The 16,008-nt window shown below is 47.8% G+C and carries 17 protein-coding genes; 1 reads left to right on the top strand and 16 read right to left on the bottom strand.

Annotation, left to right across the window (positions count from 1 at the left end; genetic code table 11):
• Positions 1-357: 357 nt before the first annotated feature.
• The 13 genes from recA to V7Z69_RS05810 form a co-directional block, all read right to left on the bottom strand.
• Positions 358-1,482 carry a recombinase RecA gene (recA, locus tag V7Z69_RS05870; protein WP_014163005.1) on the bottom strand — a complete coding sequence of 375 codons (1,125 nt, stop codon included), beginning with the start codon at positions 1,480-1,482 and terminating at the stop codon, positions 358-360.
• Entirely contained in the window at positions 1,482-2,072 is a 591-nt protein-coding gene (thpR, locus tag V7Z69_RS05865; RefSeq protein WP_334139089.1) for an RNA 2',3'-cyclic phosphodiesterase, read from the bottom strand. The genes recA and thpR overlap by 1 nt, the downstream gene beginning before the upstream one ends.
• Positions 2,059-3,288 carry a CinA family nicotinamide mononucleotide deamidase-related protein gene (locus V7Z69_RS05860; RefSeq protein ID WP_334139088.1) on the bottom strand — a complete coding sequence of 410 codons (1,230 nt, stop codon included), beginning with the start codon at positions 3,286-3,288 and terminating at the stop codon, positions 2,059-2,061. Before V7Z69_RS05860 ends, thpR begins: the two co-directional genes overlap by 14 nt.
• A 30-nt stretch (positions 3,289-3,318) precedes the next feature.
• Complete coding sequence (locus tag V7Z69_RS05855; protein WP_014163002.1) at positions 3,319-3,768, bottom strand: phosphatidylglycerophosphatase A family protein; 450 nt, start codon at positions 3,766-3,768, stop codon at positions 3,319-3,321.
• Positions 3,758-5,074: a 30S ribosomal protein S12 methylthiotransferase RimO gene (gene rimO, locus V7Z69_RS05850; protein WP_334139086.1), complete on the bottom strand. Its 1,317-nt coding sequence runs from the start codon at positions 5,072-5,074 to the stop codon at positions 3,758-3,760. Before rimO ends, V7Z69_RS05855 begins: the two co-directional genes overlap by 11 nt.
• Positions 5,075-5,080: 6 nt before the next feature.
• The gene (locus tag V7Z69_RS05845) at positions 5,081-5,959 is read right to left on the bottom strand and encodes a helix-turn-helix domain-containing protein (RefSeq protein ID WP_334139085.1); all 879 of its coding nucleotides are present in this window, start codon (positions 5,957-5,959) and stop codon (positions 5,081-5,083) included.
• Positions 5,949-6,653, bottom strand: a complete 705-nt coding sequence (rpe, locus tag V7Z69_RS05840) for a ribulose-phosphate 3-epimerase (RefSeq protein WP_014162999.1) — start codon at positions 6,651-6,653, stop codon at positions 5,949-5,951. Before rpe ends, V7Z69_RS05845 begins: the two co-directional genes overlap by 11 nt.
• Positions 6,632-7,711 carry a PASTA domain-containing protein gene (locus V7Z69_RS05835; protein WP_334139083.1) on the bottom strand — a complete coding sequence of 360 codons (1,080 nt, stop codon included), beginning with the start codon at positions 7,709-7,711 and terminating at the stop codon, positions 6,632-6,634. Before V7Z69_RS05835 ends, rpe begins: the two co-directional genes overlap by 22 nt.
• A gap of 11 nt (positions 7,712-7,722) precedes the next feature.
• The gene (locus V7Z69_RS05830; protein WP_334139081.1) at positions 7,723-9,045 is read right to left on the bottom strand and encodes an RsmB/NOP family class I SAM-dependent RNA methyltransferase; all 1,323 of its coding nucleotides are present in this window, start codon (positions 9,043-9,045) and stop codon (positions 7,723-7,725) included.
• Complete coding sequence (locus V7Z69_RS05825; RefSeq protein ID WP_334139079.1) at positions 9,045-9,737, bottom strand: DUF6391 domain-containing protein; 693 nt, start codon at positions 9,735-9,737, stop codon at positions 9,045-9,047. Before V7Z69_RS05825 ends, V7Z69_RS05830 begins: the two co-directional genes overlap by 1 nt.
• A 123-nt stretch (positions 9,738-9,860) precedes the next feature.
• Positions 9,861-10,553 (bottom strand): zinc metallopeptidase, encoded by a 693-nt coding sequence (locus tag V7Z69_RS05820; protein WP_014162995.1) that lies wholly within the window; start codon positions 10,551-10,553, stop codon positions 9,861-9,863.
• An 84-nt stretch (positions 10,554-10,637) separates the two neighbouring features.
• Positions 10,638-11,768, bottom strand: a complete 1,131-nt coding sequence (locus V7Z69_RS05815; protein WP_014162994.1) for a DegT/DnrJ/EryC1/StrS family aminotransferase — start codon at positions 11,766-11,768, stop codon at positions 10,638-10,640.
• A gap of 169 nt (positions 11,769-11,937) precedes the next feature.
• Entirely contained in the window at positions 11,938-12,594 is a 657-nt protein-coding gene (locus V7Z69_RS05810) for a GntR family transcriptional regulator (RefSeq protein ID WP_014162993.1), read from the bottom strand.
• A 125-nt stretch (positions 12,595-12,719) separates the two neighbouring features.
• On the opposite strand from V7Z69_RS05810, the gene V7Z69_RS05805 reads away from it, so the two are divergent.
• Positions 12,720-12,944 carry a hypothetical protein gene (locus V7Z69_RS05805; protein ID WP_334139077.1) on the top strand — a complete coding sequence of 75 codons (225 nt, stop codon included), beginning with the start codon at positions 12,720-12,722 and terminating at the stop codon, positions 12,942-12,944.
• On the opposite strand, the gene citX is transcribed toward V7Z69_RS05805, so the two are convergent.
• The 3 genes from citX to V7Z69_RS05790 are packed head-to-tail and all read right to left on the bottom strand — an operon-like array spanning position 12,925 to position 15,970.
• Positions 12,925-13,446, bottom strand: coding sequence for a citrate lyase holo-[acyl-carrier protein] synthase (gene citX / locus V7Z69_RS05800; RefSeq protein WP_334139075.1), 522 nt, complete (start codon positions 13,444-13,446; stop codon positions 12,925-12,927). The two genes, V7Z69_RS05805 and citX, sit on opposite strands and share 20 nt — an antisense overlap.
• Positions 13,443-14,849 carry an aminotransferase-like domain-containing protein gene (locus tag V7Z69_RS05795; protein ID WP_334139073.1) on the bottom strand — a complete coding sequence of 469 codons (1,407 nt, stop codon included), beginning with the start codon at positions 14,847-14,849 and terminating at the stop codon, positions 13,443-13,445. Before V7Z69_RS05795 ends, citX begins: the two co-directional genes overlap by 4 nt.
• A gap of 32 nt (positions 14,850-14,881) precedes the next feature.
• The gene (locus V7Z69_RS05790; protein ID WP_334139071.1) at positions 14,882-15,970 is read right to left on the bottom strand and encodes a pyridoxal phosphate-dependent aminotransferase; all 1,089 of its coding nucleotides are present in this window, start codon (positions 15,968-15,970) and stop codon (positions 14,882-14,884) included.
• Positions 15,971-16,008 lie beyond the last annotated feature (38 nt).

Genomic DNA, 16,008 nt, shown 5'->3' with positions numbered 1-16,008 from the left:
GTGTTAGGCACGCCGCCAGCGTTCGTCCTGAGCCAGGATCAAACTCTCCAAAAAATTCCAAGAGCCCTCACCTATCTGCCTATATTCCACTGTCAAGGTCCCCTCCACCGCGGCCGTTCCCGCGAGGCGAAGGTAATAATAACCGGCATCTTTGAAACTGTCAACACCTTCAAATAGACGAACTATTTTTAAAACTTACACTAAGGGTTGCTATTTGCTTACAATAAACATATTAATGGTCTTTATGTTGCAAGCAATGCCGTATTATCTCACTCAATAAACACAATCGGCAGGGATTCTTCTCTTGGCCTGCCGATTGTATAATTTATCCATTTCTCTGTTTATTTGGCTACTTATTTAATTATCTTCCTCGACGTCTAGCTCTAGGATTCCTTCTTCTATGTCCATTTCCTCCATTGCTACAGGCTCCTCTTGCTCCTCCTCATGGGGAGCAATCAAAAATCCTCCACTTTCTGCTATTTTCTCCTTGACCTTCCTGGTTATCTCCGCCATAAGTTCAGGGTTGTTCTTTATGTAAGCAGCAACGTTATCCTTCCCTTGTCCCAGAGTCTCTCCCTCATAGGAAAGCCAAGAACCCCGCTTCGTAACGATGTCCATATCCAGTGCCATGTCCAAAACAGACATCTCCTCTGGTATCCCCCTACCATATATCAGCGAGGCATGGGCGGATTTAAAGGGTGGCGCCTGCTTGTTCTTGACCACCTTTATCCATAGCTCATGACCTATATTCTCGTCACCTTTCGTCAAGGCCTTCCCTCTTTTGACTTCTATCCGCACCGAGCTATAAAACTTGAGGGCACGCCCTCCTGTGGTGGTCTCCTGAGGACCGCCATATCCCATAGTGGATATCTTGGCCCTGAGTTGGTTTATAAATATAACAACGCACTTGCTCTTGGATATCGCAGATGTAAGGCGCCTCAAAGCATAGGACATGAGCCGGGCCTGAAGCCCAACCTGGCTGTCCCCAATTCTGCCGTCTATCTCCGCTTGAGGGGTAAGAGCCGCCACGGAATCCACCACGATGACGTCCACAGCACTGCTTCTTACCAACGTCTCTAGTATATACAGAGCCTGCTCACCACTATCAGGCTGAGAAACGTAGAGGGAATCTACCTTTACTCCCATGGCAGCCGCCAGGCGAGGATCAAGAGCATGCTCAGCATCAATGAACGCTGCAATGCCACCAGCCTTCTGGGCTTCCGCTATGGCATGCAAAGCCAGCGTGGTCTTGCCACTTCCTTCAGGACCAAAAATCTCAACTATCCTTCCCCGCGGGTATCCTCCTATTCCCAATGCAAGGTCCAAGGATAAAACCCCCGTCGGGATCACCTCCACGCTTGAGGTCCTCTCCTCACCAAGGCACATTATGGCTCCTTCTCCGAACTTGCTTTTAATGTCCCGGAGCGCTAAATCAAGTACGTCCTCTCGAGTTATCTCTTGTTTCTGTTTCGATTTGGCCACTAACGGCTCACCTCCGGTTGCTTCAAATTATACTTGGCTATGGGGCTATACACGGCGCCAGAAGGTCTAAGATCGCTTCTCATAAGCATTACTGCATTTACGTTCCACGACAGCTGCCCCAACTCATGCTCGCTTATGGTCCTTATAAGATCCACTGGCACATCGGATGGAGACTTTATCCTGGCTATGGTTACGTGGGGATGAAAAGGACGGTGCTCTCTCTCCAACCCAACGATCTCCGCTGCACTCTCCACTATTTCTACGATCCTGGAAAGCTGATCCTCTTCCCCTCCCACACCTAACCAAAGAACACGGGGCTCCCTAAGACCAGGAAAGGCTCCAACGCCTCCTATCTCTAGACCAAAAGGTCGGACTGTAGTCCTTGCAAAGGCATCCTGAAGGGCGTTTTCAAGTTTGATTACCTTGCTCAAATCTATCTCGCCACAAAACTTCAAGGTTATGTGTAATCCAGAGCCAGAAACCCATTTAAGTCTGGGGGCCAATATTTTGAGCTCCTCAATCCATTGACTGATTCTATTTCTAACCTTCTCATCCAGCTCCACAGACACAAAACACCTAACGAGCTCCACCTTCGCATCCCCCCTTAATGGCTCTCCAAAGTTTCTCAAGACCAAACGCGACAGCCCAATCCCTTATGTTAGAGCGATCGCCAAAAAATTGCCGTTGAAAAGTCTCCAAGCCCTTTGGGCTGGATATAGCAAAACACACCGTACCGACGGGTTTTTCTTCTGTACCTCCATCGGGTCCAGCTATACCAGTAACGGAAAGAGCAAAATCAGAACCCAAAAGTTCCTTGGCTCCTAACGCCATCGCCTCGGCACATTCAGGGCTGACGGCCCCATGATCCCTTATTACCTTCTCTGGGACTTTCAGGATCCTTATCTTTGATTCATTGCTGTAACAAACCACACCCCCCAGAAAGACCTTTGAGGCCCCTGGAATCTGGGTTAAAGAAGCCCCCAAAAGTCCCCCTGTACACGATTCAGCAAGGGCCACGGGGGCTTGTTTCTTTTCTGCCTCAAGCAAGACTGCCTCCGCCAGGCTGGAGGCCCCTTGAGGGAGTATATCCTCAGACAACAGATTCCTTACGTAGTTTGCCGCGTTATAGACATCCCCAGGGGTACCCCATAAGGACAACTTAATCAAGTTGGGAGAGGGCAAAATGGACAACTTCACTTCCTTGAATTCTTCCAAAAGGCCTTTCAGTTTGTCCTTTAAAACACTTTCAGGCCAACCAACGACCCTTATGACCTCTCTCACTTTACCTCCCTTATCAAGCGCTGGAAGCACCCTTTCCTCGGCGATGGCCTTAAATTCCCTGGGAACCCCAGGCAAAACAAAGATCTCTGTATCCATCAAGTTCACCTTGAAAGCCAAAGCGGATCCTAGGGGGTTATATATTCCCTCTGCTCCTTCCGGGATCAACGCCTGTTTGTGCTTCGATCTTTCCACGGCTTCCTTTATTGGGCCGGCGTACCTGGCAAGGATGGAGGCATACAGGTCCTCCCTGAGCACAAGAGGTCGACCCAAAAGCCTTGAAACAGCCTCCCTGGTCACGTCATCGTGAGTGGGGCCCAAGCCTCCCGAAAGTACGATGAGATCCACTTTTCCCAGCCATGCCCCTACCGATGAAACTATGAAATCAATTTCGTCAGGCAAAACCTGAATGGTCGCAACCTGCCAACCTATGTCGGACAACTTCCCTGCCAACCAAGAACAGTTACCTTCCCTACCTATCCCAGCCAGGAGCTCATCTCCTATGGCAAAAAGGGCCGCTTCTTTCACCTATCCGACCTCCCCCTCTACAAAGCTCTCCTACCCAGACAAGGCCGGCAAGAAGAACCAAAAAATTCCTCTTATCAGCAAGTTCGTAAAAAGTCCTGCAACCACATCATCGGCCATCACGCCCAGTCCTCCAGGGAGCCTTTCTGCAGCACTTATGGGAAAAGGCTTCAATATGTCAAAAACCCTGAAGAGAAACAAGGCACCAAAGGCCAATCCCGGTGACAATCCCCAAAAGGCTATCCAGCTTCCCACCACTTCGTCAATGACCACCTCTTTGGGGTCGGTTTTTCGCTCTTTTTTCACATATTTGTCAGATGCAAGAATTCCCAGCAGGGACGCTCCCACAATCAACCAGACCTGTACCGGATATAGAACGTGTATCAAAAAGGCAACGGAGGAGGCAATGGTACCCGGCATGGAAGTCAAGTACCCTAACCCCAAACACGTAGATGCAGCAGAATACCAGGAGTTAATCTTCACTATCCACTACCTCCCCAACCATGTCGTGTTCATACGCCTCAATAACCCTGACATTGACGAAACATCCCGGAGATAGCTTTTGACGAGACGACACCTCTATTAGCCCGTCTACCTCTGGAGCATCTCTATAAGTTCTCCCCCATCCCCTTTGATTGTCATCGTCATCTACTTCCTCCACTAAAACTTCCAGAGCTCTCCCCACGAACTTTTGCTGCCTTCGGTAGGATATCTCCGACTGGAGTTCCAAGATCTCCGAGGCCCTGCGCTCCCTAACATCAATTGGTATTTGATCGAGCATCAATGCAGCTTGCGTTCCTTCTTCCTCTGAAAAGGGAAAGACTCCAACTCGGTCCAATTGAATCTTCTCGATGAAATCCAAAACCTTACTGTGGTGCTTCTCGGTCTCTCCGGGGAAACCAGTCATGAAAGTAGTTCGCAGAGCAAACCCCTCGTCCAGCTCCCTTGCTATCTCAAAGGGTCTCCTCAGGTCCTTCTCCGAGAAGCCGCCCCTGTTCATTTTCGCCAGTATTTCGGGGTCTACATGCTGAAGGGGCATATCAAGGTAGTTCAGGAAGACCCTACTTGAGACCACCGCTGAGATGATCTCCTTGGTCACCCTCGCAGGATGAAGATAGAGTAAGCGAAACCACATTTTCGAGCTGCTGAATTTGCTGTCTAAAGCCTCTATCAACTTCAAAAGCTGAGGTTTACCATTCCAATCCATTCCATAAGCAGTAAGATCCTGCCCCACCAAACAAATTTCTCTGGCTCCCTGTTCCGCCAAGAACGCCGCTTTTTCCAGCACTTCATTCATAGGGACACTGCGCAAAGGCCCTCTTATAGAAGGGATCATGCAATACGAACACTTGTTACTGCACCCCTCGCTTATCTTGAGGTACCTGCTCCAGGTAGATTTGCCAGGAAGGACCTCCTGTAATGGGGCATAATTCCCTGAGCATCCCATGGCAGCCAGGAGGGCTTGCCATTCCTCCGCCTCGGCCCAAAAATCCACCATTGGGAGTTCTTTCTTCAAATCCTCTCCGTATCGATTTAGCAGACAACCCACTACTCCTATCTTTTCCAAGGAAGAAGAGCTTTTCAGCTCCTCAAGATCCAAAATAGCGTCAATGCTCTCCTCCACGGCGGGCCTGATAAACCCACACGTGTTAACTATGGCTATCTGAGCCTCTTCTATATTGTCAACAAGGTAAAACCCAGCCCTTTTTAGGTATCCTGCCAGGTTCTCGCTGTCGACCTGGTTCTTTGCACATCCCAAACTCAAAATGAAGACTTTTTTTCCTGTCATGCGTCCCTACATCCTTTTCATTGTCCCATCGGGAAGATATTCATAAGTTACAACCTCTCCGCTTTGGCCGATCTTTTCTTTGGTCTGCCCTTCCCAACGGTTTGCAACCACACCAGCGTTACCGTATCTTATCCTCACAGGGGCATCAACAACTACTTCCTTTGTGTCCCCTTTTCTCAGAGTCCCTTGGAAAACCACCTCATTACCCTTGGTTATCCTGACCCAACAGGGGCCCTCAAATTCAATGGCCAGAACTTTCGTCTCCGATGGCTCTTCGGCCGGAACTTGTTCTTCTTCTTTCTCCTCGCTCTTTGCTTCTTGCTCCAGCACCTCGGCTTCCTGAGGTAAAGGAGCTTCCTCCACTATCACGACCTTAGGCATTGCACCATCCTCCGAGGCCGGAGCTTCTTCAGGCAAAGGTGCAGACTCAACAGTCTGGCTCTTTTCCCGCTCCAGCATCAACCGGGATTTTTCTCTTATTTGCTCCCTCTCCTGCCAAACCATGAACCCAGAGGCCAAGAGCAAAAGGATCGCAGAGCCATAGATCCACCATCTCGATGGTTTCCTGAAACGTTTCTGCGGTGGCATGTAGTTTACTACAGTCTCAAGGTTTCTGGTCTCTCGTTCCGCTGCAAGGCGATCTACTAGCTTTTCATATTCAGGATAAAGATCTTCGGCGTCTATAACCTTAAGATACGCTTTTATAAATCCTTTAACGTATATAACCCCAGAAAGAAACTTAAGGTTACCCTCTTCGATGGCCTCAAGAAAGGCCTTCCTTATCTTGGTCTCTTTGTTTACATCCTCAAGGGTCAACCCCAATGCCTCACGCCTACTTCTTACACTCTCACCAAGCTCTACAGCAACCTTCCTTTCATCTTCCAATTTTCTTCGCCTCCGCAGCTATTCTTCTCATCTCTCTTGCGGTTTCGTATGGGGACTGTGCTTTGAAGATAGCGCTACCTGCTACCACCACATCACACCCCGCCCTTACAACCTCACCTACATTTTGAGTCGATATCCCCCCATCTATCTCTATTAAATAGTCGAAGGGACCTGTTTCTTTCCAACACTTCAGAGTTTTTACCTTCTCTAAAACCTCAGGAATGAAAGACTGGCCTCCAAAGCCCGGGTTAACAGACATTACCAGAACGAGGCCCACTATGGGCAATACAGGCTTCAGCCATTCTACAGGTGTTCCCGGATTTATGCTTACACCTGGAACACATCCCTTTGCCCTTATCATCTCCAACACTCTATGCAGGTGAGGAGCCGTTTCAACATGCACCGTCAATATATCCGTCCCCGCATCGGCGAAAACATCTATGAAGTCTTGGGGCCTTTCGACCATCAAGTGAGTATCCAATAACACATCTGGCCACTCTTCTCTCATACTTCGGACCAAATCAGGCCCGTAGGATAGGTTAGGCACGAAATGACCGTCCATTATATCCACATGAAGCATGTCATACTCCCCTGAAAGAGCGTTCACTGCCTCAGCCATTCTCAAGGGATTTGCGGAAAGCACTGAAGGAGCTATCAGCACTTCCTGACTGCTTACCGATATCGATCTTGCCATACGAATTGTCCTCCTAAATAAATAGTAACTGCCGCATCTCCCACAAAGGGAGCATCAATGGATATATATTCCCCTGAGCTAACCTCCCGCTTCAAAATCGTCCTTACTCCCTTTTCATCAATCAGCTCAATTTTCAGCTCCATGGACCTCGCAAGTGGAGGAACCTGGTATCGTATCTTGGCAACCTTTGTAGGCTCTTGGCTAGGTGGCTGCTCATCTACAGTTTTAGGGCTTTCATCCTTTTTTTCAGTTTCCTTGGGCTTACTTTCGGCAGTATCTTTTTCAGCTTTTTGGGCCTCTTCCTGATCTTCCTTGGAGACAACCTTATCCTCTTTCGTCTCAGGCTTTTTTGCGGTTGCAACGACAAGAACCACAGGACTACCCTCAGACACCTCCTCCCCCGGCCTTGGACTCATGTCCATGACCATGCCGGAAGGTGTCAGCTGGGTATAGCGATACTTAACTTCTTTCACTCTAAGCCCGCTCTGGCCTAAAATCTGCCTTGCCACTTTCTCACTTCTGTCCAGGACGTTGGGGACCTTAACCTTGCCATCGACCCGTGCAGGGCCAAGGCTTACCATCAGGTTTATAGGCCTACCTTGCGCAACCAAGGCAGGAGCTGCAGGGCTTTGAGCAATCACAACACCTGCTGGCCTCTCCTCACTGTGAACCCTTACAATATCTCCCACGACAAAACCTTTTTCTTTGAGTAAGGCCACGCACTGTCCATATTCCATACCCCTCACATCTGGTAAGGGTAGGCGCTCCCCTCCTCTACTGACCTTCAATATTACAATTTGACCTTTTTTGACCATTGTCCCAGCTTTGGGCCACTGTTCCACTATGGTACCTTCTGGACGGACGGAATCCACCTTATCTATACGGAGCTTTATCCCCATTCCCTCAACAAGGGAAGCCGCATCAGCTACTTTCATTCCCTCCAAGTTGGGAACGGTAGCGTCCCTGAATCCCCAAAAAACCGAGTAAATGGCGAAAGCACCCGAACCTACTATTATCAAAATTGTCAAAAGCAATACTATCTTCAAAAGGTTACGCATTGATAAACCTCCTATGGCCGCTTCTTGAGAACTGCTACATAGAACCCGTCAACCCACGGTAACCCCGGCCAAACGTAATACCCCCACGGCCGGCCTCGCCTCACATAATCATATGGCCAGCTCACAGGAATTTCAACCACATCGGATACCTTTCCGACCACCTCACCGACCACTAACTCATTCTCTGGTCTCAGCAAACTACACGTGGAATAAACTACCTTACCTCCCGGCTTTACCATCTCAAGAGCCCTTAAGAGCATTGCCCGCTGCAGGTCAGTAAGATGCTGCAACTTCTCCTTACTCTGCCTCAGTTTTCCATCAGGATGCCTTGCCCATGTTCCACTTCCACTGCATGGTGCGTCCAAAAAGATCAAAGACGGTTTTTCATTTGGATTTAGCTCTAGAGCGTCGCCCCTTTTGAAGATTATAGAATCCCTCTTTATCCTCAATCTTTCCATTTCTCTTTCGGCTGCCTTCAGCCTGCCTTGGGATAATTCCCATGCCTCAATGGGTGCTCCAGTAAGGACCTGCGCTATCTGAACTGTCTTCACCCCTCTACCACAACACATATCAAGTATTGCCCCGCCTTCATAATTTGAAGATACTACCTCGGCAACCATCATGGATGACTCAGTTTGTGGCGTTATCCAACCTTTATCGTATCCATAAAGGTTAGGTGGAAAGGCAGAAGACGCCAGCCTGATAGAGTAATCCAACAGAGAGGATTCCCAAGCTCTGTAACCAGAACCTTCAAGGTTAGATATAACCTCTCTTTTGTCTACCCCCGGAGATAACCTCAGAGAAACATAACTTCTCATAGTCATCAATTTCAGAAGCTGCCTAGCTTCTTTCCTCCCCCAACTGTCACTCAGGCTAGTGCCCACCCAGTATGGAACTCCACACACCAAGCACAAGTCCTTGAGTTGGGGGCTATGGAGAAACCTTTCAAGATCCTTTTTGGCTTCTCTGGCAGCTCTCCGCAGAACTGCATTTACGACCGAAACCTCTCTTCTGGAACCTTTCTTTTTCACGAACTCCACCAACGCGTTCACCAGAGAAGCTGGGTGAAACCTGCGAAGCTCGGCTATGCCTGCCACACCCAAAACTAAGGCGTCACCTGCTGCAGGAGAAAATTCTCTCAAGGAACGCCCAGAATACTCCTTGACCAAATATTTCCAAAACGAAGCCCTTCGGATGGAGACGTAAACCAAAGTACTAGCTAAGACCCTGTCCCCTTCGGGAAGCCCCAAGGACTTCTTCCTCAACGCCTCGCTGGCAAAAAGGCCTTCGTTAACATCTCTCCAAACCTCAAGGGCGACCTCTATACCTCGCATCAATCTAAAACCTCCACTTTCAAGGGCTCATCAAGCGTACGGGTCCTTATGAATATCTCTCCAGGAACCAAGACCCTCATGCCCCAAATTCTTGCCTCTCTTGGTTTTATCTCGGCACCCGTTATCACAAGGTCATCTACCTCCGCCAGGGTAGTTATATAAGCCTGGGCATATCGGCTAATGTAAGGCCCTAAAATCCAAGCAACTAGGATAGCTAAAAGCACTGTAGCAAGTCCTAGAGTATCTGTAGCAATCAGGGCCAAGATAAAAACCAAAGAAGACAAGGTATTGACCACGACTATGGTTGTTCCACATCTGGCATGAATGGCTAACTCTTTCTCTCCCTTTTTTAGTCTGGACAAAGCTTCTGAAGCCGCTGTAAGAGCTAGCTCTGGGGAAACGGGCCCGTTTACGGAAAACCCTTCCTCCGTGGATATTCCCGAAAGCATGTCTATGCCATATCTTTCTTCGATCACATTTATGGTGGCATGTTCAAGGGCGTGGTTCTTTCTGACCTTCTTGTTGACCATTACCCTTAAAAGCTCTCTCGGACCTATGAAAAGCCAAACCAATGATTTAGCAGCAAAGCCTAAAGGAATCAAAACTAAAAGGAGCAAGGAAAAAGCCAAAAACAAAATGCCCAACCAGGGCATAACAAAAAGAAATAAAATCGCTAAAATTAAAAGGGGCATGATATATCCTCCCATCCACTCAAACCAAATAATCCAAAACCCCAAGGAACATAATAGGGTGACAACCGTCACCCTATTATGATATCACCATAACCAAGAATGCCAACGTTCAGAGTTCAACGGCTAGTCGTTACGCATCCCCCGCAACGCCAAAAGCCTCACAAGCTGCATTGCCGCCATAACCGTAGCCGCTACATACGTAAGAGCCGCCGCATCAAGAACCTTCTTGGCCCCATATAGCTCATCTTGGGTAAACATACCTGTACCGGCAAGAACCTTTATAGCCCTGCCGCTAGCGTTGAACTCCACAGGCAAAGTGACCAAGTGAAACACCAAAACTCCCAGGAAGAACAAAATTCCCATATCCATCATGGTAGGTGAACCGAACAAGAACCCTATGAAAAACAAGGGAAAAGCCAAGCCCGAACCCAGGTTTGCCACAGGCACGATCATGTTCCGCAACTTCAAAGGTGCATACCCATCCATATCCTGAAGGGCGTGCCCAGCTTCATGGGCTGCTATACCTATGGCAGCTATGCTGGCGCTATTATACACGCCTTCAGACAACCTCAACACCTTTGAGCGCGGGTCGTAATGATCTGTCAGATTACCTGGCACGGGCTCTATGGTAACGTTTCTCAATCCATGGCTGTCCAGGATCATTCGAGCTGCGTCTTGAGCCCTTATTCCTCTTATAGTGGCAACTCTACTGTATTCAGCATAAGCTCCCTTGACCTTCATCTGCGCCCATATGGCCAAAAAGAGAGCCGGCAACAGCAAAATTATAGTGGGATCGAAAAAAAACGGATAGAACATCCCAACACCTCCATTTCCTGAATCGACAACATTCAGCAATACTAATTCTACAATATCCAGACAGCTTAATCAATAAAGGTCAAATTATTTTAAGTAGAATTGCCTAATGCTATCGATTACCCATTCCTGCTCCTCAGGTGTTATCTCTGGAAACATTGGAAGTGCCAAACTTTCCTTCGAGAGCGATTCAGAGACCGGAAACTGGCCCTCCTTATAACCTAGATACTGGAAACATTTTTGCAAATGCAAGGGAACCGGGTAATAAACCCGGGTCGTTATCCCCTTATCCTGCAGGAATTTCTGCAATTGATCTCGCCTTTGGCAACGGACCACATACTGATGATATGTGTGGTGGTTATGTTCATCTGCCCTCGGGGGCGTTACCCACTCATTCAAACCTTTCTCCGCTATCAACAGATCGTATCTAAAAGCTGCTTTCCTTCTTTCCTCGTTCCAAATCTCAAGGTGCCTCAATCTAACCCTGAGTATAGCCGCTTGAAGGGCATCAAGCCTGCTATTTATTCCTATTTCTTCGTGCATGTACTGCCTTCCCGCCCCATGAACTCTAAGCCGGAAGATTCTATCAGCAAGCTTTTTGCTTTTTGCGACTACCATGCCTCCATCTCCGTAGGCGCCGAGGTTCTTCGTTGGAAAGAAGGAAAAACATGCTAGCTCTCCAAAGGTTCCAGCCTTGATAGCTTTGCCATCAACGAACCTAACGGCTCCGATGGCTTGCGCTGCATCCTCCACTATTGTGATACCAGGGGCTACCTCTTTTATTTCCTCCACCTTTACCATCTGGCCGAACAGATGGACAGGCAGGATCGCCTTCGTCCTCTCTGAAAGGGCATTCTTTATACCATCAACGGAGATATTGTACGTATCAGGCTCTACATCTACGAAAACTGGCCTAGCTCCTAAACGGGCTATACAGCTGGCAGTGGCGAAAAACGTGTAGGGCGTAGTTATAACTTCATCTCCTTCGGAGATGTCTAACGCCATCAAAGCCAAAAGCAAAGCATCAGAGCCTGAAGCACAACCTATGGCATGTTCAACTCCCAAATATGAAGCTACCTCCTCCTCAAAAGCCTTAACCTCAGGGCCAAGAATAAAGTGCTGGCTCTCCAACACTCTTTCCAGCGCCTCCATTATTTCCTCTTTCACTCGTTTAAAGTTCCTCTTTAAGTCGAAAGAAGGAAGGGTTCTGTCTGGCATTTTAAATCCTCCTCTGCTCGAATCTGAATTCAAAAGTTCCTCGCTGATAATTATAGCCTCTCAAAACATAATTTTCCCCTGAGGGGTCATTTTTTGGCAAAAAATATGGCGGGAATAGAATTCCCACCATTTAAAAGCGACACTTAGTGGTTTGTTACCTGAAAAAAACCTACTCCTCGGGCTTTCTGAGGTCCAACAAGGAAAGCTTCAAATGTTCTCTCATGAGTTCTACCGCCTTCTCCTGATCCCTCATCCTCAAGGCCTTTACTATGCCCTTGTGCTGTTCAATGCTGGGGTTGTCTTCTATGTCATAGAAAGGATCATAAAACATTACATAGGCGTTGGTTCTTGCTAGTATGTTTTCAATGTACTCAGCCAATACCCTGTTACCACTCGAATCAGCTATGATCCTGTGAAATTCTTCGTTTACCTCCAGGTACAGCTCCAAGTTCTTTTCCTCAAACGCTCTTATCTCATCTGCAATGGTGTCTTCCAACCTACGAAGAGCTCTCTCTGTAATGTTTTTCGCGGCCAGTTCAGCAGCCAGACACTCAAGGGCTTCCCTTACCACATAAGTATTCTCCATTTCCTTCCTGCTTGGAGAAGCCAAACGTGCCCCGCTGTTGGGGATAATCATCACCAACCCCTCACTCGCCAGCCTCCTGAGGGCCTCCCTAACGGGGGTTCGACTAACTCCCAACTCTGCAGCGATATTCACCTCAGGCAGCCTCTGGCCGGGCTTCAACTGCTTGGTGATGATTTTATGTCTTATCTCATGATACACATAATCCGCAGAGGTTGTGTATAGTTTTGGTTCTCTAATGATGTTCTCCTCCCTTCTACCTGAACTCCAGTCCTCTTCTCAATAATGTACAGTCGGATAATATTTATGATACCATTTTACATACGTGCACACAACAGTTTAAACCGAACAATTTTAGGAGGTTGTAAATGAGACTTATAGTGTTAATCCTTTCCATCGCAACACTGGTGTTTTTCGGTCATGGGATCGCAGGTTTATGGGGATATATAGTGGGAAGACCTGACCCTTTCAGGATAGCCTGGGGATTAAGCGGAGGCTTTGCATGCGCCATAGGAGCCGTCTACTTGTGGCACCGTTATATAGCTCTGTTTTTGCAAGACAAGGATAAAGAAACTAACCCAAAGGACCACTGATAGCCCCTACGGCCTCTTGAATTAAATCTATAGCTTTCTTCCTTAGATCTTTTATGTCGTGCCTCTGCGTGCTGGCACACCATTTAGCGTCCCTTTCGCACACTAAACACTTTCTGGAAGGTTTATTCATCTTCTCTCTAGAGAGAGCCCCTGCTTGCGTCAAAATGTCTATGTCTAGGATCCTCCCCCACTCTTGGGCCTCTTCCAAAGCCACTGCAATCTTCTTGACTTCAACGGCATCCAAGGAAGTAATTCCCAAAAATGCGGTAACTCCCGCACCATTCTCCAACGTCACCTCTACTGGCACAATCCCACCAACTCTCAAAACCTTTTCGGTGAAACTGGCCACAACCTTATGAATCAGAACTCTACTACCTTCTACATCCTTCGGGAAACCTGGGATATTGAGGGAAACCTGAGCCACCACGTCTACTTTGCCCAAAAGCCACCTTTGTACCCTAGCTCTGGCTTCGCGCCCCTCCAAGATTCGTTTCAGCTTCATTGCTTATCACCCCAGGCTTTAGCCAACCTTTCAACTGCCTGTTTCAAATCATTCATCCCCAGGCTGCTGACGGAAAGCCGCACGGAAAAGGTCTCCCGTTTATCCTTCGTAAATTCCTTCCCCGGCACTACCGATATATCCTCTGAAAGGGCCAACGCATGTAAGCTTTCATCCGAAAGCCCTGGAAGGGTAACCCAAAGATATATACCTCCTAAAGGCTTCTCAGCCAGGGCATGTGGCAGGAGTTTTTCAATGCTTGAGATTAGGCAGTCCATTCTCTTGGATATTTCCTTCCTTGCCCTTTCCAGGCAGTTTTCCAACAACCCCTCGGAAAGGAAAGCACTTACCAAATACTGCACCAATGAGGAGACTGTCCCAGCAGAACAGGCTAAGGCCTCACGAAACTCTTCTTTCAACTGGTTGGGAACAAGAGCGTAACCGTTTCGTAATCCTGGGAAAAGTAATTGACTGAACGAACCTAGATAAATGACCTTTTCAGCATTTTCCATAGCTTTCATGGCGGGAACAGATTGGGCAGAATACCTCAATTCTCCATACGCATCGTCCTCAATTATCCAAAAACCCTTTTTCTTAGCAAGGGCCAAAACCTCTTTTCTAGTTTCATAGTCCATAGTCCGCCCTGTTGGATTGTGGAAGCTAGGAATTAGATAAAGAGCATCCTTTTCCTTCAGGATGTTACACCTTTCCAGCATATCCGCTGGAGCCATGGGCACTGTTTCGACTTGGAGTTTGAGTTTGTTAATCATTGGAAATATGTCTGGATAAGTCAGTTCCTCAACCCAAATCTTCTGGACCCCTATCTCAGCAAGAGACATCAAGGACAAAAACAGCCCCTGCTTACCGCCAGTGGTGACGACCACATCCTCCCACCTTGCTGGAATACCTCTGGAAGCGGCGTGCCGAACCAGAGCTTTTCTCAGTTCCGGCAACCCGGCCAAAGGCGGAGGCGTCAAAGATAGGGACCCTTTCGCGTATATTATCTCTCTACTTATGGAACCTAGCTCTTTCCATGGGATCAAATCCATTGAGGGAGTTCCACTCGCAAGATCCCACGTTGGGCCTTCGGGCTTTGGCAGATCCAATAGGACTTTTCTCCTGAAAGTCACGAAGGCGCCTTTCCTACCTCTTTGTTCAATGTAACCATCGTCTTCCAACAAATCATAGGCCAAAACCACTGTGTTACGACTGACACCAAGGGTCCTGGCCAAAAATCTAGAGCCAGGAAGGCGCATCCCCACCTGGAGCGTCCCTGACTCTATCATTCTCTTCAGATGATAGGATATTTGCTTATAAAGGGATACGTCTGAACAGCGATCCAGTGGAATCTCCAACAAAGCCCACAATCCCTTCGATATATGTTCGTCCAAATATTTCCTGTTCACGCTATATTATAAAACGACCAAGGCTTAATTGGTTAAGATAAACTTTTGAATATGTTTATTAACCGGCCCATATCCTCTTCTTGCCCAATCGTCACCCTGAACCAAACCTTGTTGTCTCCCTTTTCGCCGGTCAAGGATGAAAACATGGAACTATTTAAAAACTTGACATTAAGACCGTTTATCCTCAGTGCTTCCCTCAAGGCTCCCCTATTGCACTGAGATTCGACCAACACAAAATTGGCAGAACTAGGATAGGCTTTCCAACCACAAAGCTTATTGACGTTACTTATAAATCTGTCTCTGGTGCACTTTATGCCCTCCACCCTGTTCAGCATCCACTCTTTATACTTCAGGGCTATCAAGGCAGCTTCAGCAGATATGATATTGAGATTGAACGGAGACCTCACCCTCTCCAAGGATTTCCGCAAACCATAAGAGGTGAACCCATAGCCTATCCTCAGCCCAGCCATGCCCCAAGCCTTTGAAAAGGTCCTAAGTACCACCAGATTTTCGGGAAAGTTCTTTGCACCGTAGAAATCCAAGATGGAACCAGTATCAAACTCAGCGTATGCCTCATCCACCAAGACCACGCCACGGGAAAGCTCTATCACCCTTTTTACGAAATTTAAAGATAAACTTTTCCCAGTTGGATTGTTTGGCCTGTCCAGTAAGATCAAATCAGGAGAGTAAGAGGACAGACAATCCAGGAACTTTTCTTCGTCAAATAATACTTGGCCTTGGGACAACTTAAAGGAAACGGCCTTCTGCTCCACGGGGAACACCTTACATAGGTGACAGTACTGAGAAAAGCAGGGGCTCAAAGTCATAACGGTAGAGCCGGGCTTCGTGAAAGCAAGAAAAAGCATCTGAATTATCTCATCCCCACCATTTCCGACCGTCACGTTCTCGACGTCTAGCCCTGCCTCTAAGGCTAAAGCCTCCCTGAGCCTGCGATTTTCTACATCAGGATATCGATTGAAACTCAAATCCTGCAACCTCATGCGCAACTCCTCCTTCAAGGATGGAGCCACATCATAAGGGTTTTCGTTTTTGTCAAGATACACCGTATTCTGAAAGCTTTCATCCATAAAGCTATCGCCTAGCATAGCATTCTGAAGCATCGATCCTACCTCCTACCTCTTTAGCATAATAACACATC

Origin of the sequence: Thermovirga lienii (assembly GCF_036847465.1) — a bacterium.
Classification (GTDB): Bacteria; Synergistota; Synergistia; order Synergistales; family Thermovirgaceae; genus Thermovirga; species Thermovirga lienii.
Note: the sequence above shows the minus strand (reverse complement) of the source record. Positions and strands in the feature narration are given on the sequence as shown.